Source organism: Streptomyces sp. NPDC050145 (assembly GCF_044460245.1).
Classification (GTDB): Bacteria; Actinomycetota; Actinomycetes; order Streptomycetales; family Streptomycetaceae; genus Streptomyces.
In genome coordinates, this window is record NZ_JBITJS010000017.1 from 130638 (window position 1) to 156606 (window position 25969).

The 25969-nt window shown below is 71.1% G+C and carries 24 protein-coding genes; 18 read left to right on the top strand and 6 right to left on the bottom strand.

What is annotated here, in order from left to right; translation table 11 throughout:
* Positions 1 to 65: 65 nt before the first annotated feature.
* Positions 66 to 1205 (top strand): ferrochelatase, encoded by a 1140-nt coding sequence (locus ACIBTU_RS30265; RefSeq protein ID WP_399129724.1) that lies wholly within the window; start codon positions 66 to 68, stop codon positions 1203 to 1205.
* 10 nt (positions 1206 to 1215) lie between these two features.
* Positions 1216 to 2031, top strand: coding sequence for an inositol monophosphatase family protein (locus ACIBTU_RS30270; RefSeq protein WP_399129726.1), 816 nt, complete (start codon positions 1216 to 1218; stop codon positions 2029 to 2031).
* A 115-nt stretch (positions 2032 to 2146) separates the two neighbouring features.
* On the opposite strand, the gene ACIBTU_RS30275 is transcribed toward ACIBTU_RS30270, so the two are convergent.
* On the bottom strand, positions 2147 to 2311 hold the full coding sequence (locus tag ACIBTU_RS30275; RefSeq protein WP_188336404.1) for a hypothetical protein: 165 nt from the start codon (positions 2309 to 2311) through the stop codon (positions 2147 to 2149).
* Positions 2312 to 2638: 327 nt separating this feature from the next.
* Between ACIBTU_RS30275 and ACIBTU_RS30280 the strand changes: the two genes are divergently transcribed.
* The 4 genes from ACIBTU_RS30280 to ACIBTU_RS30295 all read left to right on the top strand — a co-directional run bounded on the left by ACIBTU_RS30280 (position 2639) and on the right by ACIBTU_RS30295 (position 6271).
* Positions 2639 to 3292, top strand: coding sequence for a response regulator transcription factor (locus ACIBTU_RS30280; protein ID WP_399129727.1), 654 nt, complete (start codon positions 2639 to 2641; stop codon positions 3290 to 3292).
* Between the two features lie 7 nt (positions 3293 to 3299).
* A complete protein-coding gene (locus tag ACIBTU_RS30285) occupies positions 3300 to 4541 on the top strand; it encodes a sensor histidine kinase (RefSeq protein WP_399129728.1) in 1242 nt (413 codons plus the stop codon).
* A gap of 427 nt (positions 4542 to 4968) precedes the next feature.
* Positions 4969 to 5265, top strand: coding sequence for a DUF4193 domain-containing protein (locus tag ACIBTU_RS30290; protein ID WP_018535993.1), 297 nt, complete (start codon positions 4969 to 4971; stop codon positions 5263 to 5265).
* A gap of 13 nt (positions 5266 to 5278) precedes the next feature.
* Positions 5279 to 6271 carry a hypothetical protein gene (locus tag ACIBTU_RS30295; protein ID WP_399129729.1) on the top strand — a complete coding sequence of 331 codons (993 nt, stop codon included), beginning with the start codon at positions 5279 to 5281 and terminating at the stop codon, positions 6269 to 6271.
* A gap of 51 nt (positions 6272 to 6322) precedes the next feature.
* Here ACIBTU_RS30295 and ACIBTU_RS30300 read toward each other — a convergent pair whose 3' ends face one another.
* The gene (locus ACIBTU_RS30300) at positions 6323 to 6772 is read right to left on the bottom strand and encodes a DUF3093 domain-containing protein (RefSeq protein ID WP_399129730.1); all 450 of its coding nucleotides are present in this window, start codon (positions 6770 to 6772) and stop codon (positions 6323 to 6325) included.
* Positions 6773 to 6830: 58 nt separating this feature from the next.
* On the opposite strand from ACIBTU_RS30300, the gene ACIBTU_RS30305 reads away from it, so the two are divergent.
* From ACIBTU_RS30305 to ACIBTU_RS30345, 9 genes are all read left to right on the top strand, one after another.
* Positions 6831 to 7415, top strand: a complete 585-nt coding sequence (locus tag ACIBTU_RS30305) for a PaaI family thioesterase (protein ID WP_399129732.1) — start codon at positions 6831 to 6833, stop codon at positions 7413 to 7415.
* Entirely contained in the window at positions 7412 to 7957 is a 546-nt protein-coding gene (gene dut, locus ACIBTU_RS30310; protein WP_399129734.1) for a dUTP diphosphatase, read from the top strand. The genes ACIBTU_RS30305 and dut overlap by 4 nt, the downstream gene beginning before the upstream one ends.
* Before the next feature lies 1 nt (position 7958).
* Complete coding sequence (locus tag ACIBTU_RS30315) at positions 7959 to 8723, top strand: DUF3710 domain-containing protein (protein WP_399129735.1); 765 nt, start codon at positions 7959 to 7961, stop codon at positions 8721 to 8723.
* A 213-nt stretch (positions 8724 to 8936) separates the two neighbouring features.
* Entirely contained in the window at positions 8937 to 10151 is a 1215-nt protein-coding gene (locus ACIBTU_RS30320; protein WP_399129737.1) for an alginate lyase family protein, read from the top strand.
* A 96-nt stretch (positions 10152 to 10247) separates the two neighbouring features.
* Positions 10248 to 10982: an ABC transporter ATP-binding protein gene (locus ACIBTU_RS30325; protein WP_399129738.1), complete on the top strand. Its 735-nt coding sequence runs from the start codon at positions 10248 to 10250 to the stop codon at positions 10980 to 10982.
* A gap of 144 nt (positions 10983 to 11126) precedes the next feature.
* A complete protein-coding gene (locus ACIBTU_RS30330; protein WP_399129739.1) occupies positions 11127 to 13697 on the top strand; it encodes an ATP-binding protein in 2571 nt (856 codons plus the stop codon).
* Positions 13694 to 14377 (top strand): response regulator, encoded by a 684-nt coding sequence (locus ACIBTU_RS30335; RefSeq protein ID WP_399129740.1) that lies wholly within the window; start codon positions 13694 to 13696, stop codon positions 14375 to 14377. Before ACIBTU_RS30330 ends, ACIBTU_RS30335 begins: the two co-directional genes overlap by 4 nt.
* A 94-nt stretch (positions 14378 to 14471) precedes the next feature.
* A complete protein-coding gene (locus tag ACIBTU_RS30340) occupies positions 14472 to 14882 on the top strand; it encodes an OB-fold nucleic acid binding domain-containing protein (RefSeq protein WP_399129742.1) in 411 nt (136 codons plus the stop codon).
* A 3-nt stretch (positions 14883 to 14885) separates the two neighbouring features.
* Complete coding sequence (locus tag ACIBTU_RS30345; protein WP_399129743.1) at positions 14886 to 15686, top strand: DUF3159 domain-containing protein; 801 nt, start codon at positions 14886 to 14888, stop codon at positions 15684 to 15686.
* 88 nt (positions 15687 to 15774) lie between these two features.
* Here ACIBTU_RS30345 and ACIBTU_RS30350 read toward each other — a convergent pair whose 3' ends face one another.
* Positions 15775 to 16446 (bottom strand): TrkA family potassium uptake protein, encoded by a 672-nt coding sequence (locus ACIBTU_RS30350; protein WP_161301657.1) that lies wholly within the window; start codon positions 16444 to 16446, stop codon positions 15775 to 15777.
* A complete protein-coding gene (locus ACIBTU_RS30355; protein ID WP_399129744.1) occupies positions 16446 to 17117 on the bottom strand; it encodes a potassium channel family protein in 672 nt (223 codons plus the stop codon). Before ACIBTU_RS30355 ends, ACIBTU_RS30350 begins: the two co-directional genes overlap by 1 nt.
* A 325-nt stretch (positions 17118 to 17442) precedes the next feature.
* Between ACIBTU_RS30355 and ACIBTU_RS30360 the strand changes: the two genes are divergently transcribed.
* Both ACIBTU_RS30360 and ACIBTU_RS30365 read left to right on the top strand, forming a co-directional pair.
* Positions 17443 to 19491, top strand: a complete 2049-nt coding sequence (locus ACIBTU_RS30360) for an APC family permease (protein WP_399129746.1) — start codon at positions 17443 to 17445, stop codon at positions 19489 to 19491.
* A gap of 114 nt (positions 19492 to 19605) precedes the next feature.
* Positions 19606 to 20934, top strand: coding sequence for a class I SAM-dependent RNA methyltransferase (locus tag ACIBTU_RS30365; RefSeq protein WP_399129748.1), 1329 nt, complete (start codon positions 19606 to 19608; stop codon positions 20932 to 20934).
* A gap of 101 nt (positions 20935 to 21035) precedes the next feature.
* On the opposite strand, the gene ACIBTU_RS30370 is transcribed toward ACIBTU_RS30365, so the two are convergent.
* Together ACIBTU_RS30370 and ACIBTU_RS30375 are read right to left on the bottom strand one after the other, a co-directional pair.
* Entirely contained in the window at positions 21036 to 23984 is a 2949-nt protein-coding gene (locus ACIBTU_RS30370; protein WP_399129750.1) for a tetratricopeptide repeat protein, read from the bottom strand.
* Positions 23981 to 24451 carry a hypothetical protein gene (locus ACIBTU_RS30375; RefSeq protein ID WP_399129751.1) on the bottom strand — a complete coding sequence of 157 codons (471 nt, stop codon included), beginning with the start codon at positions 24449 to 24451 and terminating at the stop codon, positions 23981 to 23983. The genes ACIBTU_RS30370 and ACIBTU_RS30375 overlap by 4 nt, the downstream gene beginning before the upstream one ends.
* A gap of 366 nt (positions 24452 to 24817) precedes the next feature.
* Here ACIBTU_RS30375 and ACIBTU_RS30380 point away from each other — a divergent pair, with 366 nt between their 5' ends.
* Entirely contained in the window at positions 24818 to 25966 is a 1149-nt protein-coding gene (locus tag ACIBTU_RS30380) for an amidase domain-containing protein (protein ID WP_399129752.1), read from the top strand.
* Positions 25967 to 25969: the final 3 nt, after the last annotated feature.

Consider the following 25969-nt stretch of genomic DNA (forward strand, 5'->3'; position numbering starts at 1 on the left):
GCGTGTCACGGAGCGGTGGCATGGCGGTTCCGCGCCTGTCGGTGGCGGGTGGCAGGATCGAAGACATGCCAGACGCGCACGCTGCCACCCCGGACGCCCGCCCCTACGACGCCCTGCTGCTGCTCTCCTTCGGCGGCCCCGAAGGCCCTGACGACGTCGTCCCGTTCCTGGAGAACGTGACGAAGGGCCGGGGCATCCCCAAGGAGCGGCTCAAGGAGGTCGGACAGCACTACTTCCGGTTCGGTGGCGTCAGCCCCATCAACGAGCAGAACAGGGCCCTGCTCGACGCCCTGCGCAAGGACTTCGCGGACCACGGCCTGGACCTCCCGGTGTACTGGGGGAACAGGAACTGGACGCCCTACCTGACCGACGTCCTGCGCGACATGGCCACCGCCGGCCACCGCCGCATCCTCGTCCTGGCCACCAGCGCGTACGCCTCGTACTCGGGCTGCCGCCAGTACCGGGAGAACCTGGCGGACGCGCTCGCCACGCTGGAGGCCGAGGGCCGGGAGCTGCCGCGCGTCGACAAGCTGCGGCACTACTTCAACCACCCGGGCTTCGTGCGCCCCATGGTGGACGGCGTCCTGAAGTCGCTCGCCGACCTGCCCGACGACGTGCGCGACGGCGCCCACATCGCGTTCACCACGCACTCCATCCCCACCGCCGCGGCCGACACCTCCGGCACCGTCGAGGACCACAGGGACGGCGGCGCGTACGTGAAGCAGCACCTGGACGTCGCCCGGCTGATCGCCGACGCCGTGCGCGAGGAGACCGGCGTCGACCACCCCTGGCAGCTCGTCTACCAGTCGCGCTCCGGCTCCCCGAGCATCCCCTGGCTCGAGCCCGACATCTGCGACCACCTCGAGGAGCGGCACGAGGCCGGGGCCCCGGCCGTCGTCATGGCCCCCATCGGGTTCGTCTCGGACCACATGGAGGTCCTCTACGACCTCGACACCGAGGCCACCGCCAAGGCCGCCGAGCTTGGTCTGCCCGTGCGCCGCTCCGCCACCGTGGGCGCCGACCCACGCTTCGCCGCCGCCGTGCGGGACCTGGTCCTGGAGCGGGCCGCCTCGGAGAACGACCGGCAGGTCACCCCCTGCGCCCTGGGCGCGCTCGGCCCGAGCCACGACCTGTGCCCCGTGGGCTGCTGCCCCGCCCGCACCCCCAAGCCCGCCGCCGCGGGCGCCGACAGCCCGTACGCGTAAGGACGGCCACGTGACCGACGACAGGGCCCCCGAGGGCCTCACCGCAGAACTGCTCGACGTCGCCCTGGAGGCGGCCGCCCGCGCGGGTGTCTTCCTGCGCGAGGGCCGGCCCGCCGACCTCGGCGTCGCCGCCACCAAGACCAGCGCCGTCGACGTCGTCACCGAGATGGACATCGCGTCCGAGAAGCTGATCACGGACTACCTGGCCGAGCGCCGCCCCGACGACGGGGTGCTCGGCGAGGAGGGCGCCGCCACCCAGGGCACCAGCGGCATCGAATGGGTCATCGACCCCATCGACGGCACGGTCAACTACCTGTACGGGCGCCCCGATTGGTCCGTCTCCATCGCCGCCCGCAAGGACGGCGAGACCGTCGTCGGCGTCGTCGCCGCACCCCTGCGCGGCGAGACCTACCGCGCGGTCCTCGGCGAGGGCGCGTACGTGAACGACCGGCCGGCCCACGCGCGCGTGGCGCCCTCCTTCGAGCAGGCCCTGGTCGGCACCGGCTTCGGCTACCTGGAGTCGCGCCGCGTCCACCAGGCCGACGTCGTGCGGCAGTTGATCCCCCGCGTGCGCGACATCCGGCGCGGCGGCTCCGCGGCCATCGACCTGTGCGACGTCGCCACGGGCCGGCTCGACGCGTACTACGAGCGCGGGCTGAACCCCTGGGACTACGCCGCCGGCGAGCTCATCGCGCGCGAGGCGGGCGCGCTCACGGGCGGCCGCCCCGGCGTCCCCGTGTCGCCGGAGCTCACGATCGCCGCGCCGCCCGGCCTGTTCGAGCCGCTCCAGGCCTGGCTGGAAGAGCTCGGCGCCTGGCACGACTGACCGACCGGCTCACAGGGCACGCGTGAGGGCCCCGGCGCCCGCCTGGATCGAACCAGGCGCCGGGGCCCTCACACGTGCTCACTGCGTTCACTTGCTCACTGCGAAGCGCTGACGCTCAGGCGTGGATCTCCACGCCGTGCTCGGCGGCCAGACGACGCAGGTCGTCCAGCTCGCCCTGCTCGACCTCGGCGAGGAAGTCGTCGCCGGTCTCGCGCGCCCGCGTCAGGTCGGTCTCGGCCGCCCTTATGCGCTGCAGAAGTCCTGCGGTGAATGCGTCCATGGTTGCGCCCCCTCGTCCTGGGTCGTGGGTCGGTGGCACGGGGGTGTGCCCGGTGGAAGGGGCGATCACGTCTCGAACGGCCTTACGGGAAACGGCTCGTGGCATGCCACATACAAAGCGTGATCGCGGGTGTAAACCCGTCCTCCCCGTGCTTCCTCCCGCGGAAACCTCAACCTCACGAGAAAAACCGGCATTCCCGGGCCCTCAGACCGCCTTACAGCCGGTTTATGGCCGAAAGGGGCAGGATGGTGACTCACACCCCGTGACCGAACCTGCCCGTGTGCGCCTGAGCGCTGCCCGCAGGTGACCAGAGGAAGGACAAGCGACGTGCGCGTACTCGTCGTCGAGGACGAGCAGCTGCTCGCCGATGCGGTGGCCACCGGACTGCGCCGGGAGGCCATGGCCGTCGACGTCGTGTACGACGGTGCGGCCGCCCTGGAGCGCATCGGCGTCAACGACTACGACGTGGTCGTCCTCGACCGTGACCTCCCGCTCGTGCACGGCGACGACGTCGCCCGCAAGATCGTCGAGCTGGGCATGCCCACCCGCATCCTGATGCTCACCGCCTCCGGTGACGTCAGCGACCGCGTGGAGGGCCTGGAGCTGGGCGCCGACGACTACCTCCCCAAGCCCTTCGCGTTCAGCGAGCTGACGGCCCGCGTGCGGGCGCTCGGCCGTCGTACGAGCGTGCCGCTGCCGCCCGTCCTGGAGCGGGCCGGCCTCAAGCTCGACCCGAACCGCCGGGAGGTCTTCCGCGACGGCAAGGAGGTCCAGCTCGCGCCCAAGGAGTTCGCCGTCCTGGAGGTCCTGCTGCGCAGCGAGGGCGCCGTCGTCTCGGCGGAGCAGCTCCTGGAGAAGGCCTGGGACGAGAACACGGACCCGTTCACGAACGTCGTCCGCGTCACCGTCATGACCCTGCGCCGCAAGCTCGGCGAGCCCGCCGTCATCGTCACCGTGCCCGGCTCGGGCTACCGGATCTGAGTTCTCCATGGCCGCCACACCCGCGCCCCCCTCGGCGCCCCCGAAACCGACCTGGAAGCCGGGGACGAAGGACGAGCCGCCCTTCCCCTGGCTCCGGCCCACGATCCGCATAAGGCTCACGCTGCTCTACGGCGGCATGTTCCTGATCGCGGGCATCCTGCTCCTCTCGATCATCTATCTGCTCGCCGCCCAGGCACTGAACGTGGGCAGCGAGCTCCCGTTCAAGATCGTCGAAGGCACGGTCTCCAGCAGCGTCTGCAACATTCCGGACGGCTCCAAGCTCCCGGCCAGCGAGCTGAACAGCGCGCTGAACGACTGCGTCGCCCAGCAGCGCAACCACGCGCTGGACGTCCTGCTGAGCCGCTCCCTGATGGCGTTGCTCGGCCTCGCGGTCATCGCGTTCGCCTTCGGGTACGCGATGGCGGGCCGCGTGCTGTCCCCGCTGGGCCGCATCACGCGCACCGCCCGCCGCGTGGCCGGAACGGACCTGTCGCGCCGCATCGAGCTGGACGGCCCGGACGACGAGCTCAAGGAGCTGTCCGACACCTTCGACGAGATGCTCGACCGCCTGGAGCGGGCCTTCACGGCCCAGCAGCGCTTCGTGGGGAACGCGTCGCACGAGTTGCGCACACCCCTGGCGATCAACCGCACGCTCCTGGAGGTCCACCTCTCCGATCCCGGCGCCCCCGTGGAGCTCCAGCAGCTCGGCAAGACGCTCCTCGCGACCAACGAGCGCAGTGAGCAGCTCGTGGAGGGCCTGCTCCTGCTCGCCCGCAGCGACAACCAGATCGTGGAGCGCAAGCCCGTGGACCTGGCGGAGGTCGCCTCGCAGGCGATCGACCAGGCCAGGTCCGAGGCCGACGAGAAGGGCGTGGAGATCCGCGGGGAGCGCAAGGAGGCGGTCGTCCAGGGCAACGGCGTGCTCCTGGAGCGCATCGCGCTGAACCTGGTGCAGAACGCGATCCGGTACAACGTCCGCGAGAGCGGCTGGGTCCAGGTGGACACCGAGGCCCAGCACGGCCAGGCGGTCCTCGTCGTGGCCAACACGGGCCCCGTGGTCCCCGCGTACGAGATCGACAACCTCTTCGAGCCGTTCCGCCGGCTGCGCACCGAGCGCACCGGCAGCGACAAGGGAGTGGGCCTCGGTCTGTCCATCGCCCGGTCCGTGGCCAGGGCGCACGGCGGCCGGATCACCGCCACACCCCGCGAGGGGGGTGGGCTCGTGATGCGCGTCACCCTGCCGATCTAGGAGCGTTCGATGTGCGGCGCGCCTGTGGATCTGACATGCTTCCGCCGACGCGCTGGAGGAGTTCGCTTTTAGCGGAATTTTCGGGACCTGCACCCGGGGGATCCGTGTGTGATCGATCACATGGGCGAATTTCCGGCCATCCACGCTCTGTGAGCGCACAGGCCGCCGGAAAGCCGGGAAAATCCGGGTTTTCGGGCGCCCTGATCACGGGAAGTACACGGGATGGTGCCTGTGCGGTGCGTTGATCGGACCGTGTACGGTCCCGTTCGCCACCCAAGCCGATCACTCAAGAGGAGTCCGGTTGGGTGTCGATTGAGTAACAGACCTTGATGTGAGGCAAAATCTCCGCCTCAGGTCGGGCACAAGTCCGGCCTCTCATGCGTTACGTGCGCTGAGACACCGCATACACCCAGAGGGGGAGAGCGACATGGCCACGGATTACGACACCCCACGTAAGACCGATGACGACCTCAACGAGGACAGCATCGAAGAACTGAAGTCCCGGCGGAACGACAAGTCCGCGTCGAACGTCGACGTGGACGAGTTCGAGGCGGCCGAGGGCCTGGAGCTTCCGGGCGCCGACCTCTCGAACGAGGAACTGGCCGTCCGCGTCCTGCCCAAGCAGCAGGACGAGTTCACCTGCATGAGCTGCTTCCTGGTGCACCACCGCAGCCAGCTCGCGCGGGAGAAGAACGGTCAGCCCATCTGCCGCGACTGCGACTGAGGCAGGGTCGGGCATGACCGGCTCGACCCCGCCCTGGAAGCGCCGTACCCGGAAGCAGGACGTTCCGGGGACGGCACAAGGCCCGTCCGAGGCCGTGCGCGAAGACGAGCGAGGCTCTTCATCATCCGAAGACGCCTCGCTCGAATCAGCGGACGACCGGCAGACGGCGGGCGCCCCGACGGCCACCGGCACGGTGGACCTGCGCTCAGCGGGTCACAGCGCCGTGACCCGGCCCGAGGAGCCGCCCGCCAGAAGCCGTACGGCGGCCGTGAAGGACGGCATACGCAGAAGCGGCAGCGCCGCACGGACCGGCATCTCCAAGAGCGGCAGCGCCGCGCGTACGGGGATCGTCCGAAGCGGTGCCGCCGCCAAAGCCGGTATCGGCTACGTCGCCGACCGGATCATCGACATCGCGCCACGGGTCCCCGTCCGGGACCTGGCCGCGCTCCGCCGGCAGTTCCCGGGCCTCGGCCCCGAGCAGCTCGCGGACAAGCTGGTCATGGGCGCGGCCAACGCCTCGTCCACCGTGGGCGCGGGAGTCGGCGCCGCCGCGATGCTGCCCGTGCCGCCCGCGATGCCGACCGAGCTCGCCGCCGAGATCACCGGAGTCGCCGCGATCGAGCTGAAGCTCATCGCCGAGCTCCACGAGGTCTACGGACTGCGCCCGCCCGGCGGTCTGAAAGAGCGCACCAGCGCCTATCTGACCTCCTGGACGGAGGAGCGCGGCATCGACGTGTCCAAACCGATGACGATCAACGCGGCGCTCGGCGGCCAGATGAAGCGCGAGCTCCGCCAGCAGATCATGAAGCGCATGGTGCGGAACCTGCCGAGCCTGACGCCGTTCATGATCGGTGCGGCCGTCGGCGCGGTCATGAACCGCCGGGACACCAGAAAGCTCGCCGAGCGCGTCCGCAAGGACCTCAGGCACCTCCAGGTGCCCTGGGACGCCCTGCCCGAACTGCCGGCCCTGGACGTCCCGAAGGACGCCCTGGAGATCGAGGACTGAGTCCGGGCACCCGCCCGGCCCGTCCGGTCGCCCGGCGCCGCAGCCCGCGCGTCAGCCCCGGCGCAGCGCCTTCGCCAGCGCCTCGGGCTCCCGGGTCGACACATAGACGTACGGCGTCGGGTCCGTCGGATCGGTGACCTCCGCACGCACCGCCGTCGGCACGTAGCTGCGCAGCAGCATGAAGGCACGCGGATCGGACTTGTACGTGCGCCAGGCGCGCGCCTCCTCCGCGTCGAGGATCTCCACGTCACCCAGCGCCGCCAGCGGGATCTTCGCGTCGCCCGCGATCAGCGCGTCACCCACGACGCGGACCCGCACCGAGCCGTACGAGCTGGTGATCACGGCCGCGAAGAGCAGGCCGCCGACGAAGCCGCCGAGCAGCGGCAGCGTGCCGAAGGGCAGCAGGATCAGCCCGCACGCGACGCCCACCAGGAACGTGACGAGCCACCACGCGCGCGGTGCGGTGAGGCGTTCTTCGTAAGGCGTCGTCGAGAGCTCCATGCGCTCAAGCTTGGCACGATGCGTGAACGCACTGGACGCGCGGGTAAGGTCTGCGCCTGTGAGTGGTACTTCAGCAGCTCTGACGCCCCCCGCCGACGCCATAGCGCCGGTGCGGCACCCCGACGCCCCCGCACCCGGCGCGCTCATCGGCGCGCACTACGGGCACTGTTTCGGCTGTGGCGGCGAGCAGCCGCACGGGCTGCATCTGGCGACGCGGGCCGGTGACGGCGTGAACGTCACCGCCGAGTTCACCGTGCGCCCCGCGCACCAGGGAGCGCCGGGGCTCGCGCACGGCGGGCTGCTCGCGACCGCGCTCGACGAGACGCTCGGCTCGCTGAACTGGCTGATCCAGACCATCGCCGTGACCGGCCGGCTGGAGACGGACTACGTGCGTCCGGTGCCCGTGGACACCGTGCTGCACCTGTCCGCCGAGATCACCGCCATCGCCGGCCGCAAGATCTACTCGACCGCGACCGGTCGGATCGGCGGCCCCGACGGGCCCGTCGCGGTCCGGGCCGACGCCCTCTTCATCGAGGTCAAGGTCGACCACTTCATCGAGAACGGCCGCGAGGAAGAGATCCAGGCGGCCATGAGCGACCCGGACCAGATCCGGCGTGCCCGCGCTTTCGAGGTGAACCCGTGACGCACCAGCCCCTCGACGTGCTCATCACGCGCGTCGACCCCGACGTACCGCTGCCCGCGTACGCGCACCCCGGCGACGCCGGCGCGGACCTGCGCACCACCGAGGCGTGCGAGCTCGCCCCGGGCGAGCGGGCCGTCCTGCCGACCGGTGTTTCCATCGCCCTGCCCGAGGGGTACGCGGCCTTCGTGCACCCACGATCCGGTCTTGCCGCACGCTGCGGTGTCGCCCTGGTGAATGCCCCAGGGACGGTGGATGCCGGGTACCGTGGAGAGATCAAGGTGATCGTGGTGAATCTCGACCCGCGCGAGAGCGTGCGGTTCGAGCGCTTCGACCGGATTGCCCAACTGGTCGTCCAGCAGGTCGAGAGGGTGTGCTTCCGCGAGGTGGCGCAGCTTCCCGACTCGGTGCGGGCCGAGGGGGGATTCGGGTCCACCGGCGGACACGCCTCTGTGGGCGGCTCCACCGGCGCCCATGAGGGCACAGGCGGTCAAAAGGGTGGGAATCGATACGCTTCGGTCGTATCCGACCGGGAAGGACAGTGACGTGTTCGGACGTCGCAAGAAGAACGGCTCCGCTGAAGGCGCAGTGGACGCGGCGGGCGAGGCCGAGCAGGTCGACGGCGTCGACACCGGGGTCGACGGGGAGCAGGAGCGTGTGCGGCTCGAGCCCGAGCCGCGTCCCGACGGTCCCTGGGACTCCTCCGAGGTTCGCGAGCCCGGCGAGGGCCGCGTCGATCTCGGCGGACTCTTCGTCCCCGGCGTGGAGGGCATGGAGCTGCGCGTGGAGGTCGCGGGGGACGCGATCGTCGCCGCGACCGTGGTCCTCCAGGACAGCGCGGTCCAGCTGCAGGCCTTCGCCGCCCCCAAGAAGGAGGGCATCTGGGGCGAGGTCCGCGAGGAGATCGCCGGTGGCATCACTCAGCAGGGTGGTGTGATCGACGAGGTCGAGGGTCCGCTCGGCTGGGAGCTGCGGGCCCAGGTGCCCGTGCAGCTGCCCGACGGCACCGGCGGCTTCCAGGTCGTGCGCTTCGTCGGCGTGGACGGCCCGCGCTGGTTCCTGCGCGGTGTCATCTCCGGCCAGGGCGCGGTGCAGCCGCAGGCGGCCGGCCTGCTGGAGCAGATCTTCAAGGACACGGTCGTCGTGCGCGGCGAGGGCCCGATGGCCCCGCGCGACCCGATCGTCCTCAAGCTGCCCGACGACGCGCAGATGGTCGCCGAGGGCGCCGCGCAGGACGCCCAGGAGGGCTCCCGCTTCTCCGGCGGCATGGGCCAGCTGGCCCGCGGCCCGGAGATCACCGAGGTCCGCTGACGCGACCGCGCGGACAGCCCGCACAGGCACGAGGCCGGGGCCGCACATCCCGAGAGGGTGTGCGGCCCCGGCCGTTTTCGTGCCCATGGGCCCTCAACTGCTCTTCCTTCCCGGGTACTTGACGGGATGCTGGTCCGTACCTAGGGTCACCGGCCAGCGCCATGGTTCACACTGGCGCCTCACGTTCACATACGAGAACGGATGGCCCCCAGCATGCAGGCTCGTCACGGAAGACCGCGCACCACCCTGCTTGCCTCCCTCCTCACCTCCGCCGCCGTCGCCGCACTGGTCGCCGGAGCCCTCGCCTGGCCCGGCGCCGACCGCGCCGAGGCCGCCCCCGCCACGTTCGCCCACCCCGGCGTCACCGTCTCCCAGGGGCAGCTGGACTTCGCCAAGGCCAAGATCGACGCCGGGGCCCAGCCCTGGAAGAGCGCCTTCGACCAGATGAAGGCGAGCAAGTACGCCGACCTGAACCGCACGCCCAAGCCCCGGGCGATCGTCGAGTGCGGCTCCTACTCCGACCCCAACTACGGCTGCACGGACGAGCGCGAGGACGCCATCGCCGCGTACACCGACGCGCTCGCCTGGTACTTCACCCGCGACGAGCGCTACGCGAAGAAGTCGATCGCGCTCATGGACGCCTGGTCCGCCACCATCCAGGACCACACCAACAGCAACGCCCCGCTGCAGACCGGCTGGGCCGGCTCCTCCTGGCCCAAGGCCGCCGAGATCATCAAGTACACGTACAACGGCGGCTGGGCGAACGAGGGCCGCTTCAAGACCATGCTGCGCGACGTCTACCTGCCCGAGGTGATCAACGGCTCGAACTCCAACGGCAACTGGGAGCTGACGATGACGGAGGCCGCCGTCGGCATCTCCGTCTTCCTGGAGGACAAGGCCTCGTACGACAAGGCGATGGCCACCTTCCGTACCCGCACCGCCGCGTACGTGTACCTGGCCTCGGACGGTGCACTGCCCAAGACGGTGCCGAGTCAACATCTCGACACCAAGGAGAAGATCGTCAAGTATTGGCAAGGCCAGTCCACCTTCGTGACCGGGTTGACGCAGGAGACCTGCCGCGACTTCACCCACACCGGATACGGCATTGCGTCCATCTCCCACATCGCCGAGACCAGCCGCATCCAGGGCCAGGACCTGTACGGCACGGACGTCGGCGAGCGGCTGCGCCAGGCACTCGGCTTCCAGTCCCGCTACGAGCTCGGTGAGACGCCGCCCGGCTGGCTGTGCGGCGGCACCGTGAAGCGCGGCCTCGGGCCCGTCACCGAAGTCGGCTACAACGCCCTCCACACCCGCCTCGGCACCGCCATGACCAACACCCAGAAGCTCACCGAACAGCAGCGGCCCGCCGGCTCCAACAACCTGTTCGTCGCCTGGGAGACCCTCACCCACGCGGAGAACCCCGCCTGAGGACCGGCCCGCGCTGGTCTCGACCATTGCCCGGCCGGGCGCCCAGCGGCCATACTGGCGCCCGGCCGGGAACGTACGTACGGGGGAGCGGTACCGATGAGCGAGAGCGCCGAGGCGAGAGGCACCGTCCTGGAGAAGGACCCACAGGGCCCGATGGTCGCCGTGGAGAACCTGCACCGCTCCTACGGAACCGGCGCCGCCGCCGTGCACGCCCTGCGCGGCGTCTCCTTCGAGATCCCGCGCGGCGAACTCGTCGCCCTCAAGGGACGCTCCGGATCCGGCAAGACGACCCTGCTCAACCTCGTCGGCGGCCTCGACGAACCGGACAGCGGACGCATCGCCGTCGACGGGCGCGAACTCTCCGGCCTCGGCGAGAACGGCCTCCTGGAGCTGCGCCGCGACCGCATCGGCTTCATCTTCCAGTCCTTCGGACTCATCCCGATCCTCACCGCCGCCGAGAACGTCGGCATCCCCCTGCGGATGCGCGGCGCCGACCCGCGCGAGCGCGAGGAGCGAGTCGACCTGCTGCTCTCCCTGGTCGGCCTCGACGGGCACGCCAAGCAGCGGCCCGGCGAGCTCTCCGGCGGCCAGCGCCAGCGCGTCGCCATCGCCCGCGCCCTCGCCAACAAGCCGGCCCTCCTCATCGCCGACGAACCCACCGGACAGCTCGACGCGCAGACCGGTCTCGCCGTCATGGAACTGCTGCGCGCCGTCGTACGCAGCGAGAACGTCACCGCGCTCGTCGCCACGCACGACGCCACGCTCCTCGACCTCGCCGACCGCGTCCTGGAGCTCAGCGACGGCGAGATCGTCGAGCACGGAAGCGTCTGACGCCCCCGACGCGCCGCGCACACCGCATCAGGGTTCTGTCAAAGAGGCCCGTTCACCAGGCCTCCGTCCCTTTTGCGAGAATTCCTGGCCGTAGGGTCGACTCTGCGACACCGCGAGCGGCGGTGACAGGAAGACGATGAGGCCATGGGACGCGGCAAGCTCCGGATCTATCTCGGTTCCGCACCGGGCGTCGGCAAGACCTACGCGATGCTCTCCGAGGCCCACCGCCGGGTCGAGCGCGGCACCGACTGCGTCGTCGCCTTCGTCGAGCACCACGACCGGCCCCGCACCGAGGTGATGCTGCACGGCCTCGAAAGGATCCCGCGCCAGGAGATCACCTACCGCGACGCCGTCTTCCCCGAGATGGACGTCGACGCCGTGCTGCGCCGCGCCCCCGCCGTCGCCCTCGTCGACGAGCTCGCGCACACGAACGTGCCGGGCTCGCGCCACGCCAAGCGCTGGCAGGACGTCGAGCAGCTGCTCGCGGCCGGCGTCGACGTCATCTCGACCGTCAACATCCAGCACCTGGAATCACTCGGCGACGTCGTCGAATCCATCACCGGCGTACGGCAGCAGGAGACCGTCCCCGACGAGTTCGTCCGCCGCGCCGACCAGATCGAACTCGTCGACATGTCGCCCCAGGCGCTGCGCCGCCGAATGGCGCACGGGAACATCTACCGGCCCGACAAGGTCGACGCCGCCCTGTCCAACTACTTCCGCCCCGGCAACCTCACCGCCCTGCGCGAACTGGCCCTCCTGTGGGTCGCCGACCGCGCGGACGAGTACCTCCAGGAGTACCGCGGCGAGCACAACATCCGCTCCACCTGGCAGGCCCGCGAGCGCATCGTCGTCGGCCTCACCGGCGGCCCCGAGGGCCGTACGCTCATCCGGCGCGCGGCGCGACTCGCGGAGAAGGGCGCCGGCGGCGAGGTCCTCGCCGTCTACATCGCGCGCAGCGACGGCCTCACCGCTGCCTCGCCCAAGGAACTCGCCGTCCAGCGCACCCTCGTCGAGGACCTCGGCGGCACCTTCCACCACGTCGTCGGCGACGACATCCCGGCCGCGCTCCTGGAGTTCGCCCGCGGGGTGAACGCCACCCAGATCGTCCTCGGCTCCTCACGCCGCAAGACCTGGCAGTACATGTTCGGTCCCGGCGTCGGCGCCACCGTCGCGCGCGAGTCCGGCCCCGACCTCGACGTCCACATCGTCACCCACGAAGAGGTCGCCAAGGGCCGCGGGCTGCCCGTCGCCCGAGGCGCCCGCCTCGGCCGCTCCCGGATCGTGTGGGGCTGGCTGATCGGCGTCGGCGGCCCCGCGCTCCTCGCGCTCGCCCTCACCCACGTCGAATCCGACCTCGGCCTCGCCAACGACATGCTGCTGTTCCTGGCCATGACGGTGGCGGCGGCCCTGGTGGGCGGACTGCTGCCCGCGCTCGCCTCGGCCGCGTTCGGCTCCCTGCTCCTGAACTACTTCTTCACCCCGCCCAAACACCTGTTCACGGTCGCCGACCCCAAGAACATCGTCGCCATCGCGATCTTCGTGGGCGTGGCGGTGTCCGTCGCCTCCGTGGTCGACCTGGCCGCCCGCCGCACCCACCAGGCCTCCCGGCTGCGCGCAGAGTCCGAGATCCTGTCCTTCCTCGCGGGCAGCGTGCTGCGCGGTGAGACCAGCCTCGAGGCTCTCCTGGAGCGGGTCCGCGAGACCTTCGCCATGGAGTCCGTCGCCCTCATGGAGCGGGCCGGCGACACCGAGCCCTGGACCGTCGCCGGAAGCGTCGGACCGCACCCGCCGGACCGCCCCGAGGACGCCGACGTCGACGTGCCCGTCGGTGGCGGCTACGACATGGTGCTCGCCCTGTCCGGCCGCGTGCTGCCCGCCGAGGACCGGCGCGTGCTCGCCGCGTTCGCCGCACAGGCCGCCGTCGTCCTCGACCGCCAGCGCCTGCAGTCCGAGGCCGACCGCGCCCGCACCCTCGCCGAGGGCAACCGCATCCGTACCGCCCTCCTCGCCGCCGTCAGCCACGACCTGCGCACCCCGCTCGCCGGCATCAAGGCGTCCGTCTCCTCCCTGCGCTCCGAGGACGTCGACTGGTCGCCCGAGGACCGGGCCGAACTCCTCGCCGGCATCGAGGAGGGCGCGGACCGTCTCGATCACCTCGTCGGCAACCTGCTCGACATGTCGAGGCTCCAGACCGGCACGATCAACCCGTTGATCCGAGAGATCGACCTCGACGAGGTGGTCCCGATGGCCCTGGTCGGCGTACCGGACCCGGAGGTCAGCGTGCAACTGGACGTGCCCGAGACGCTGCCCATGGTGACCGTCGACAAGGGCCTCCTGGAGCGCGCCGTCGCCAACGTCGTCGAGAACGCCGTCAAGTACAGCCCGAACGACGAACCCGTCCTCGTCTCCGCCAGCGCCCTCGGCGACCGCGTGGAGCTGCGCGTCGTCGACCGGGGCCCCGGCGTCCCGGACGAGGCCAAGGACCGCATCTTCGCCCCGTTCCAGCGCTACGGTGACGCTCCGCGCGGCGCCGGTGTGGGCCTCGGCCTCGCCGTGGCGCGCGGGTTCGCCGAGGCCATGGGCGGCACACTGACCGCGGAGGACACTCCGGGCGGCGGCCTCACCATGGTCCTCACCCTGCGGGCGGCGCCCCGCACCCCCCGGGCGGCGTCCGCCGCACCGGGAGCAGCGACGCAGAGAGGCAGGCACGCATGACCCGGGTGCTCGTGGTCGACGACGAGCCGCAGATCGTCCGCGCCCTCGTCATCAACCTGAAGGCGCGCAAGTACGAGGTGGACGCGGCGGGCGACGGAGCCCAGGCGCTCCAGCTCGCGGCCGCCCGCCACCCCGACGTGATCGTCCTGGACCTGGGCCTGCCCGACATGGACGGCGTCGAGGTGATCAAGGGACTGCGCGGCTGGACCCGGGTCCCCATCCTGGTCCTGTCCGCACGGCACTCCTCCGACGAGAAGGTGGAGGCCCTCGACGCCGGCGCGGACGACTACGTCACCAAGCCCTTCGGCATGGACGAACTCCTCGCCCGGCTGCGCGCGGCCGTACGGCGGGCCGAACCCACCGGCGGCGGCGAGGACGAAGGCATCGTCGAGACCGAGGACTTCACGGTGGACATGGCGGCCAAGAAGGTCCACCGCGACGGACGCGACGTCCGGCTCACCCCCACCGAATGGCACCTCCTGGAGGTGCTCGTGCGCAACACCGGGCGCCTGGTGAGCCAGAAACAGCTCCTCCAGGAGGTGTGGGGCCCCTCCTACGGCACGGAGACCAACTACCTGCGCGTCTACATGGCGCAGTTGCGCCGCAAGCTGGAGACCGACCCCTCGCACCCGCGGCACTTCATCACCGAACCGGGCATGGGATACCGATTCGAGAAGTAGGTCTCGAAGCGGGTCGCGTCGGCGGGGGAGAGGTGGGTCTCACCGGCAGGCGGCCCTTTCCCGCCTGTCCGCGGGCCCGGGTAGGCTTCTTTTCATGAGTGCTGTTCCCCGTTCCGACAGGGCGTCCGAGAAGCCGGCCGGCCGGTTCCGTCGCATGCTCGACCGACTGTCCACCTCCCAGGAGGACCTGGAGTCGGAGGAGCTGCGCGAGGACTCGCAGACCACGGGCTGTACCCGGATCGACAATTGCCAGGACCGACAGATGGTCACCGTAACTGGTACGTTGCGCACGGTGACCCTGCGTCCACGCGCCGGAGTCCCGGCTCTCGAGGCGGAGTTGTTCGACGGATCGGCCGCTCTGGACGTGGTGTGGCTGGGCCGCCGCTCGATCGTCGGGATCGAGCCGGGCCGCAAGCTCATCGCCTCCGGGCGGGTCTCGATGAGCCATGGCCGTAGGGTGCTCTTCAACCCGAAGTACGAACTCAGACCGCTCGGACGGGAGTAGCCGGTGACGTCGCTCGACAAGCCGACGGATCGTGAACTCGGAGTCGATGCCGATACCGAGACCGCCGACTCCAAGGCGGTGACCGAGGCCGCGCTCTTCGAGGCCTTCGGCGGTGTGCGGGGCATGGTGGAGACCGTCGCCCCCGGCCTCCTCTTCGTGACCATCTTCACGATCAACAAGGACCTGCGCATGTCGGCCATCGCGGCCGTCGCGGTGTCCCTGGCGCTTGTCGTCGTGCGCCTGGTCATGCGGGACACCGTCAAGCACGCCTTCAGCGGGGTGTTCGGCGTCGCCTTCGGTGTCGCCTTCGCGATGATGACGGGCAACGCGAAGGACTTCTACCTCCCCGGCATGCTCTACACGCTGGGCCTCTCGCTCGCCTACATGGTCACGACCCTGTGCGGGGTGCCGCTCATCGGGCTCATCCTCGGACCGGTGTTCAAGGAGAACCTGTCCTGGCGCACGCGTAACCCCGGCCGCAAGAAGGCCTACGCGAAGGCCAGTTGGGCCTGGGGCCTGATCCTGCTCGCCAAGTGCGCGATCCTCTTCCCGCTCTACTGGTGGGCGGACACCACGCAGTTCGGCTGGGTGCTCGTCGCCCTGAAGATCCCGCCGTTCCTGCTGGCCGTATGGCTGACCTGGGTCTTCCTCGCGAAGGCGCCCGCACCCATCGACGTGTTCGCGGAGATGGAGGCGGCCGAGGAGGCGGAGGCCGCGCGCAAGGCCGAGGCCGAGGCCGCCGGACTCGGCGAGCCCCAGACCGCCGAGCGCAAGGGCGGCGCACGCCACCGCCGCGAGGCCTGAGGCCCCCGTCCCGGACATGCGACAGGGGTGAGCCCCGGCGAGCACTGCTCGCCGGGGCTCACCCCTTTCACCTGTCCGTCCGGCGGCGCTACGCGTCCTCGCGCCGCACCGACAGCAGATCCTCCAGCTGCTCCTCCCGGGCCTGCGCCGCGACGAACAGCAGCTCGTCACCCGCCTCCAGGGAGTCCTCCTGGCTCGGCGCCAGGACCCGCGTGCCACGGATGATCGTGACCAGCGAGGTGTCCTGCGGCCACTGGACGTCACCCACGCGCGTGCCGGCGAGCGCCGACTCCGGCGGCAGCGTCAGCTCCACCAGGTTCGCGTCGCCGTGGCTGAAGCGGAGCAGGCGCACCAGGTCGCCGACGCTGACCGCCTCCTCGACCAGGGCCGACATCAGACGCGGGGTGGACACCGCGACGTCGACGCCCCACGACTCGTTGAACAGCCACTCGTTCTTCGGGTTGTTCACCCGGGCGACGACGCGCGGGACGCCGTACTCGGTCTTCGCGAGCAGCGAGACGACCAGGTTGACCTTGTCGTCACCGGTGGCCGCGATGACCACGTTGCAGCGCTGCAGCGCCGCCTCGTCCAGGGAGGTGATCTCGCAGGCGTCGGCGAGCAGCCACTCCGCCTGCGGGACGCGCTCGACCGAGATGGCGGTCGGCGCCTTGTCGATCAGCAGGACCTCGTGCCCGTTCTCGAGCAGTTCGCCCGCGATCGAGCGGCCCACCGCGCCGGCTCCGGCAATGGCGACCCTCATCAGTGACCGCCCTCCTCTTCAGGACCCTCGGCGAACGCCGCCTCGACCTTGTCGACGTCGTCCGTGCGCATCATCACGTGCACGAGATCGCCCTCCTGCAGCACCGTCTGCGACGTCGGCAGGATCGCCTCGCCGAGCCGGGTCAGGAACGCCACGCGCACACCGGTCTCGTCCTGGAGGCTGCTGATCTTGTGCCCCACCCAGGCGTCCGAGGCGTGCACCTCGGCGAGCTGGACGCCCCCGGTGGGGTCGCGCCACAGCGGCTCCGCGCCCGACGGCAGCAGCCGCCGCAGCATCTGGTCGGCGGTCCAGCGGACCGTCGCGACGGTCGGGATGCCGAGACGCTGGTACACCTCCGCGCGGCGGGGGTCGTAGATGCGCGCCGCCACGTTCTCCACTCCGAACATCTCGCGGGCCACCCGGGCCGCGATGATGTTGGAGTTGTCACCGCTGGAGACGGCGGCGAAGGCGCCCGCCTCCTCGATGCCGGCCTCGCGCAGGGTGTCCTGGTCGAATCCGACGCCGGTGACGCGGCGGCCGCCGAAACCGGAGCCCAGACGGCGGAAGGCCGTCGGGTCCTGGTCCACGACGGCGACCGTGTGCCCCTGCTGTTCCAGAGTCTGGGCGAGTTGGGACCCTACGCGGCCACAGCCCATGATCACGATATGCACGGCCCTACCACGCACTCCTCATAGGCCTACTGACCTGGGTAAACGTCCTGCTCATGTCTCTCTCTCGCGGCTCGGTCCGGCCGGTGCGGCCGGCTCTCGGGCACGATGCGGGCATTTCGCGGCTCGCGCTCGGCACCACCGTATCGGCTGTCCGCTCGAACACGACCTCCGCGTCGGCTCCTGGATCATCACGGTCCCACGGGAGCCCCGCACGGCGTGCGGGACGCGCACCGAACCCCCTCGGGCCGTCCGTATTCCGGGCATCCGGCGGAGTTGGGGGGTGGTGGGTGGGCGGCCCCACGTTCGAACCCTTACGATCCTCTGCGTGTCCAAACTGACCGACGTGCCCAAACGGATCCTGATCGGGCGCGCACTGCGCAGTGACCGGCTTGGAGAAACGCTCCTGCCGAAGCGCATCGCCCTCCCCGTCTTCGCATCCGACGCCCTGTCCTCCGTTGCCTACGCGCCCGGAGAGGTCCTGCTCGTCCTGTCCGTCGCGGGCATCTCGGCGTACCACTTCAGCCCGTGGATCGCCCTGGCCGTCGTGGTCGTGATGTTCACCGTGGTGGCGTCGTACCGGCAGAACGTGCACGCGTACCCCAGCGGCGGCGGTGACTACGAGGTCGCCACCACCAACCTCGGTCCCAAGGCCGGCCTGACGGTCGCCAGCGCGCTGCTCGTGGACTACGTCCTCACCGTCGCCGTCTCCATCACCTCCGGCATCGAGAACCTGGGCTCGGCGATCCCGTTCGTGGTCGAGCACAAGGTGCTGTGCGCCATCGCGGTCATCCTGCTGCTGACCCTGATGAACCTGCGCGGCGTCAAGGAGTCCGGCTCGCTCTTCGCGATCCCCACCTACGTCTTCGTCGCGGGCGTCTTCATCATGATCGCGTGGGGCGCCTTCCGCGGCCTCGTGCTCGGCGACACCATGCGCGCACCCACCGCCGACTTCCACATCAAGGCCGAGGAGCAGGGCCTCGCGGGCTTCGCCCTCGTCTTCCTGCTGCTGCGCGCCTTCTCCTCGGGCTGCGCCGCGCTCACCGGTGTCGAGGCCGTCTCCAACGGCGTCCCGGCCTTCCGCAAGCCCAAGTCCAAGAACGCCGCGACGACCCTGTCGCTGATGGGCGTGCTGGCCATCACCATGCTCGTCGGCATCATCGGCCTCGCCCTGGTCACCAAGGTCCGCATGGCCGAGAACCCGGCGCACGACCTGCTCAGGAACGGGGTGCCGGTCGGCGCGGGCTATGTGCAGGACCCGGTGATCACCCAGGTCGCCGAGGCCGTCTTCGGCAACGGCAGCTTCCTGTTCATCGTGCTCGCCGCGGCCACCGCCCTGGTGCTGTTCCTCGCGGCCAACACCGCGTACAACGGCTTCCCGGTCCTCGGCTCGATCCTCGCCCAGGACCGCTACCTGCCCCGCCAGCTGCACACCCGCGGCGACCGCCTCGCGTTCTCCAACGGCATCGTCCTGCTCGCCGGCGCGGCCGCCATGCTCGTCGTCATCTACGGCGCCGACTCGACCCGCCTGATCCAGCTCTACATCGTCGGCGTGTTCGTGTCCTTCACGCTCAGCCAGATCGGCATGGTCCGTCACTGGAACCGCCACCTGCGCACCGAGAAGGACACCGCCAAGCGCCGCCACATGATCCGCTCCCGCGCGATCAACGCCTTCGGTGGCTTCCTGACCGGCCTCGTCCTCGTCGTCGTCCTGGTCACGAAGTTCACCCACGGCGCGTGGGTCGCCCTGCTCGGCATGTGCATCTTCTTCGCGACGATGACCGCGATCCGCAAGCACTACGACCGGGTCGCCGAGGAGATCGCCGCGCCGGAGACGCCGTCCGACGACAGCGTCCGCCCCTCCCGCGTCCACTCCATCGTGCTCGTCTCCAAGATCCACCGCCCGACGCTGCGCGCGATCGCGTACGCCAAGTTGATGCGTTCGGACACGCTCGAGGCATTGAGCGTCAATGTTGATCCGGCCGAGACCAAGGCCCTGCGCGAGGAGTGGGAGCGGCGCGGCATCGACGTACCCCTCAAGGTGCTCGACTCGCCCTACCGCGAGATCACCCGGCCCGTCATCGAGTACGTGAAGAACCTGCGCAAGGAGTCGCCGCGCGACGCCGTCAGCGTGATCATCCCCGAGTACGTCGTGGGCCACTGGTACGAGCACCTGCTCCACAACCAGAGCGCGCTGCGCCTCAAGGGACGCCTCCTGTTCACCCCCGGCATCATGGTCACCTCCGTGCCCTACCAGCTGGAGTCCTCCGAGGCCGCCAAGCTGCGGGCCCGCAGGCGCCAGGAGTGGAACGCTCCGGGCTCCGTGCGCCGCGGACCGGTGGAGAAGCGACAGCCCAAGGAGCCCAGCGGCAAGTAGCCGCACAGCCGGCGCAGCCGTGTGGTGAGCGGCCGGACGACAGCCACGTAGACTGGTGGGCTGTTGTCCGGCCGCTTCCGTGCGGCCACCCCCTTGACGTACTGGAGCCCCGCCATGCAGGCAGAACCGAAGACCTCACTGGTGGGGACGGAGTACGAGGTCGAGGTCGGTCCCGTCGCGCACGGCGGCCACTGCATCGCGCGCACCGCCGAGGGCCAGGTCCTCTTCGTGCGCCACACCCTGCCCGGCGAGCGCGTCCTCGCGCGCGTGACCGAGGGCGAGGAAGGCGCACGCTTCCTGCGCGCCGACGCCGTACAGATCCTGGAAGCCTCCAAGGATCGCGTCGAGGCCCCCTGCCCGTACGCCGGACCCGGCCGCTGCGGCGGCTGCGACTGGCAGCACGCCAAGCCCGGCGCCCAGCGCCGCCTCAAGGGCGAGGTCATCGCCGAGCAGCTGCAGCGCCTCGCGGGCCTGACCCCCGAGGAGGCCGGCTGGGACGGCACGGTCATGCCGGCCGAGGGCGACAAGCTTCCGGCGGGCCAGGTGCCGCAGTGGCGCACGCGCGTGCAGTACGCCGTGACTCCGGAGGGCAAGGCGGGCCTGCGCCGCCACCGCTCCCACGAGGTCGAGCCGGTCGAGCACTGCATGATCGCCGCCGAGGGCGTCTCCGAGCTGGGCATCGAGCAGCGGGACTGGACCGGCATGGAGTCGGTCGAGGCCATCGCCGCCAGCGGCTCCCAGGACCGACAGGTCATCCTCACCCCGAAGCCCGGCGCCCGCCTGCCGATCGTCGAGCTCGACAAGCCGGTCTCCGTCATGCGGGTCGAGGAGAAGGACGGCGGCATCCACCGCGTCCACGGCCGCCCCTTCGTCCGCGAGCGCGCCGACAGCCGCACCTACCGGGTCGGCAGCGGCGGCTTCTGGCAGGTCCACCCCATGGCCGCCGAAACGTTGATGAAGGCCGTCATGCAGGGCCTCCTCCCGCGCAAGGGCGACACCGCCCTCGACCTCTACTGCGGCGTCGGCCTCTTCGCGGGCGCGCTCGCGGACCGCGTCGGCGAGAAGGGCGCGGTGCTCGGCATCGAGTCCGGCAAGCGCGCCGTCGAGGACGCCCGCCACAACCTCGCCGCCTTCGACCGCGTCCGCGTCGAACAGGGCAAGGTCGAAGCCGTCCTGCCCCGCACCGGCATCACCGAGGTCGACCTCATCGTCCTGGACCCCCCGCGCGCCGGCGCCGGCAAGAAGACGGTCGCCCACCTCACCACCCTGGGCGCCCGCCGCATCGCCTACGTGGCCTGTGACCCGGCCGCGCTGGCGCGGGACATCGCGTACTTCAAGGAGGGCGGGTACAAGGTGCGGACGCTGCGGGCGTTCGACCTGTTCCCGATGACGCATCATGTGGAGTGCGTGGCGATCCTGGAGCCGGTGAAGAAGGACGCCTGAACCGCTGTTCCTCCCGTACGCATGACGTGCGGTCCGGTCGTGCTCGGCCGGGCCGTTGAAGGGGCGGTGCCGCGCGCCCGGTCCCGTCGACGGCCCGCCGACTACGACTCGCCGAGTTCAAGGCGGCACTGGTCCGCCCAGTAGTGATCGCCGAAGCTCACGAAGAGCTCCAGGGCCGCGCGGAAACAGCGCTCGGCCTCTTCGGGGCCCGCGAGTGCGCGGTGGCAGTGGCCGAGCCCCCACAGGGCGTTCGCCTGACCGTGGCGGTCACTGGTGTCATTGGCGTGGCCGAGGGCTTGTTGGTAGAGCTCGGCCGCCGTCTCGTACTGGTTCCGCAAGAGGTGGCTGTCGGCGAGGCCGTCTAGCGCCCGCATCTGGCCCTGGCGGTTGCCCGACTCGACGGCGAGGCCGAGGGCCTCCCGGAAGTGTTCGGTGGCCACGTCGTACTCGCCCGAGACTCTGTGGCGGTTCCCGAGGCCGGTGAGCGCGTTTGTCTGACCCAGGCGGTTGCCGGTGGCGCGGGCGAGGTCGAGGGCCTGCCGGTAGAGCTCGGCCGCGGCATCGTCCCGGCCCTGCACGGACAGGGTGTCGGCGAGGCCGGTGAGCGCGTTCGTCTGGTCCAGCCGGTCGCCGGTCTCCTCGGCGAGCTCAAGGGCCTGCCGGTACAGCTCGACCGCCGATTCGTCCTGGGACTGCACGCGGTGCATGTCGGCGAGTCCCCACAGCGCGCGTGCCATGACCCGGTGGTCGTCCGGGCCCCGGACGAGGTCGAGGGCCTGCCGGTAGAACGAGGCGGCTGTCGCGTACCGGTTGCGGAGGCGGTCGCTGTGCCCGAGGTCGGTCAGCGCGTACATCTGGCCCCGGCGGTCGCCGGTGTCGTCGGCGAGATCGAGAGCCTGCTGGGCGAGCTCGGCCGACATACCGTGCCGGAAGTCGTGACGCAGCCACCGGCCGCACTCGGTGGCGAGACGGCCCGCGTCCTCCCACTCGTCGCTCAGGGCCGCGCTCGCCGACGCCTCCAGCGCGGCGGACCTGTCACGGAGCCAGCCGAGCGCCGCCTGCGGGCTTTCGAAGCGAGCGGACCCGGCCGCGGCCAGCCACTCGGGACTCGGGCCGTACAGGGCGAGCAGCGCCGCGGAGACGCGGGCCAGCAGATACCCGTACAGGCGCCCGCGCGCCTCCCGCTGACCGTCGGTCGCGCCGGCCCCGGCGGTCGCCCTGGCCAGCGGCAGGTAGAGATCGTGAAAGGTGATCGCGCCCTGGATGCGCTGCAGAAGATGCACGTCGAGGAGACGCCCCAACCGTGTGTCGGCCCGTCCCTCCGGGACACCGATCATGGCCGCGACGCTTTCGGCGGAGTAGCTGCGTCCCGGGTGCCAGGCGCAGTGGTGCAGGACGTCACGGAGCTCGGCCGGCAGCGCGTCGTAGGAGATCTGGAAAGCGCCGCGGACCGCCGCCTCGGCGCGCGGGAACTCGGCCAGGGAGTCGTCGTCCATGGCCGCCAGAATGCTGCCCGGCGAGCTGTTGCGCAGAGCGGCCCCGATGGTGCGCAGGACGACAGGGAGGTAGCAGCAGCGCCGGGCGAGTTCGGCGAGTTCGGCCTCGGGAGCAGCCTCCGCCGGGAGGTCGCCGGTGGCCTTCAGGAGGGCGACGGCCGTGCTCTCACCCATGCCGCCCAGGGCGATGCGGTGCGTCGCCGGGACGGCGAAATCCTGGCTGCGGCTGGACACGAGGACCAGACAGTGGGCGTCCGCCCCGGGCAGCAGAGGAGCGATCGTACGGGCGTCGGCCGCGTTGTCGAGCACCAGCAGGACGCGCCGGCCCGACAGCCAGGCCCGCCACTCGTCCGCACGCTGCGCCAGATCCGCCGGGATCTCCGGATGCCGGACGATGCTGAGCAGCCGCTCCAACGCCCCCTCCGCACTGAGCGGTTCGGCCCGTCTGACGCCGCCCGCGGTGTCCGTCTCGCTCTCGAACCCGTTGAGGTTGATCGCGATACGGCCGTCCGGGAACCGGTCCTTCAGCCGCGCCGCGGCCTGCTCGACCAGCGCCGTCTTGCCGACCCCGCCCATGCCGTGCACCAGCCACGTCGCCGGGCGCCCGTCCGCGAGCACGGCGTCCGCGGAGCCCTCCAGGCGGGCCAGGTCCTCGCCACGGCCGATGAACACCGGGTCCGGCGCCGGGAGATTCGACGGCACGGCCGGTGCGGGTACCCGCGTCGCGGGGCCTCCGGTGAACGCCGGGTTGGGCCCGAGCGCGATCGCGCCGCCCTGATTGCGGGTGCCGAGCTGCGGCTCCGGCAACGGACGACCCGACACCTCACGCCCCGTCAGGCGCTCACGGAGACAGGCGTGGACCGTCGTCACGTCCAGCAGCCGCAACTCCTCGCCGAGCCGGCCCTCGGGATGGTGGGGGACCGGGCCGGTGACCCCGTTGCGCAGGACGTCGACGAGCGCTCCCGTGAACGCGCTGAACTCCCACCCCGGCGGGCACATCGCCTGCTCCACACCCGACGCGGCGGTCAGGACCACGGCACCGTCCATGTCGGCCAGTTCGAAAAGGCGAGGCCCCGGCACGCGCCCGGCCCGCCCCTCAGCGGCCGCCGACATGCCCCCGTCGATGGCACGGCCGGCGTAGCAGCAGTCCAGGACGACGATCCGGCGCTGCGCGGGGGACCGGCGCACGGCCTCGCGCACATCGCCGTAGCGCAGCCAGTGCCCCGGGCGGTCGGCGCGGGACGCGTGCATGGCGAGACGCAGCTCCGCGGCGTCGCCGCCCGAGCCGGGGTCGCCGTGACCGGCGTAGTAGATCAACAGGGTGTCGGTCGCGGCCTCGGCTGCGTCGAACAACTCGTCGGCCAGCACGCACGGGTCCCCGGGCTGCGGCCGGGCCAGACAGTTCTCGCGGGGCAGCGCCCACCCGGCCGGCCCGGTCAGATACTCCTGCAACGCCTCGACATTGCCCCGCACACCGGCGAGATCCGGCAGGTGCCGGTACGCGTACGCGCCGATCAGAACCGCCCGGGACGCCTCCGGGTCCGGCAGCTTCACGCGCCCGGGAGCGGAGGTGTGGGGCCCGGCGCGCCGTCACGGTCCGCCTGGCCTTCGAGGGAGCGCAGGAGTTGTTCGATCTCCGCGGGGGTGAGGTCCCGGTGCACGGTCACGGACACCTCGGTCCCGGCCCGTGTCACCGTGAGCGTCGAGGAGGCTGGCCCGCCGGTTCCACCGCTGCTTCCGCCTCCGGGTCCGCCGCTGTTTCCACCGCCGGCCCGTCGGCCGCGCAGGGCGCTGTAGAGCGCGACGGCCAGCCCGCCGTAACCCGAGGCCTGCGACAGCACGGCATTGACGACCTCGAAGGTCGACATGCCTCCTTGCAGCCGCTCGTCGTCCGCCGGCCCCCGCGCCAAAGCGGGCCGCACCACGACCCCGCGCATCGCGGGATGCCCCTCGAGAACCCCTCGCACCTCGGCCAGAGCCCGGTGCCCGTCGTCACCCGGCACCGCAATCTCGATCTCCATGCCGCCCCTGTTCCCCTCGCCCCGGCCACCGTGGACCGGTCATCGTACTGAACCGGAGGCGGGTGAAGTCAGGGCTTGACAGGGCTTGACCATCGGAGTCGGACCCCGCACCGCAGCGACGGATTCCGTACGTGAAGGAGGGGTGCAGCGGCAGTGCCCACTCCGGGCAGACGGTCACACAACTCCCAACCAGCGCTTTTCAGCCCACATTTGATGAGGGCGTGTCAAATCGGTTCCGCACCACTAGCGTCGGCGGAGACCACTCGACGTACGTCGCTCAACTCCCGTCCCGCAGGCGCCGCGAGCCGGGAAGAGACACGACACAGGGGAGTACCAGTGATCATCCGTACAGGGGTGCGACGGTCCGTGGCGGCCGCAGCAGTCACGGGGCTGGCCGCCACACTGCTCGCGATCGGACCGGCGCACGCCGCCGCACCGGCCGCAGAGGAATCCGCACTGCTCGACGCCGCGCAGACGTACCTGGCCGGCGAGAACGCCGTCACGGTCGACGGCGGTGGCGCGGCCGCGAACGCGACCCGCAAGGCCGCCGGGCTCGACGTCGCCGGCGCCTTCCGGAAGGTCCGCGACGACCGCATGGAGGCACGCGAGCAGCTCCGCGGCATCAACGAGCTCGCAGGAGTGCGCTATTCGGCCGTGGACACCGACGTCACCGCGACGGGCCGGCCGCACACCGAGGGGGACACCGCACGGATCGGCGTGCGGGAACACACGAAGTACACCTTCGCCGGCGCCCAGGACGATCCGTACAGCTACACCGTGCGGCACGAACTGTCCTTCACGCGCTCCGGCGACGCCTGGCAGCTCGCCCGGATCACCACAGACGACGGCCCGGCGAACCTGGCCGCACCGTCGAAACTCGGCCCCGCCGAGCTGACAGCCGCCCGGAAGGCGGCGAAGGAACTCAGGGCCGGAGCCGCCGACGGCGAGAAGAAGATCACCGACCCGGCGCGCAAACCGTCGCCGAAGAACCGTACGGGTGCCCGTCCGCTGGCGTCGTACGACTACTCGGCCATGGTGGACTTCGCGACGAAGTACGCGGAGCCCGAGCCCGAGGACAACGTCCCCTACGACCGCGACGAGAACGACTGCACCAACTTCGTCTCGCAGGCGCTGGCGGCGGGCGGCTGGGAGCGGGAGCTCGGCTGGTACCGCAGCGACTCGGTCTGGTGGTACACGGGCGCCCCGTGGCCGCTGCCGCCGCACAGCTACACCTGGGGCGGTGCGCCCAACTGGCAGCGCTTCGCGCGTGATGAGTCGAAGCGCGTGTACGAGCTGTCGGGGCCGTCGAGCCTGGGGATCGCGGACGTGGTCCAGTTCGAGATCTTCGGCTACAGCGACCCCGGCCAGCCCGGGCACACCATGATGGTCACCGACTTCACGTCGGACTGGATGCCGAAGATGAGCTACCACACCACGGACACGCTCAACAGGCCGCTCAGCGAGATCCTCGCGCAGCACAACACCGGTGAGAAGTTCTGGTACTTCCGTACCTGACGC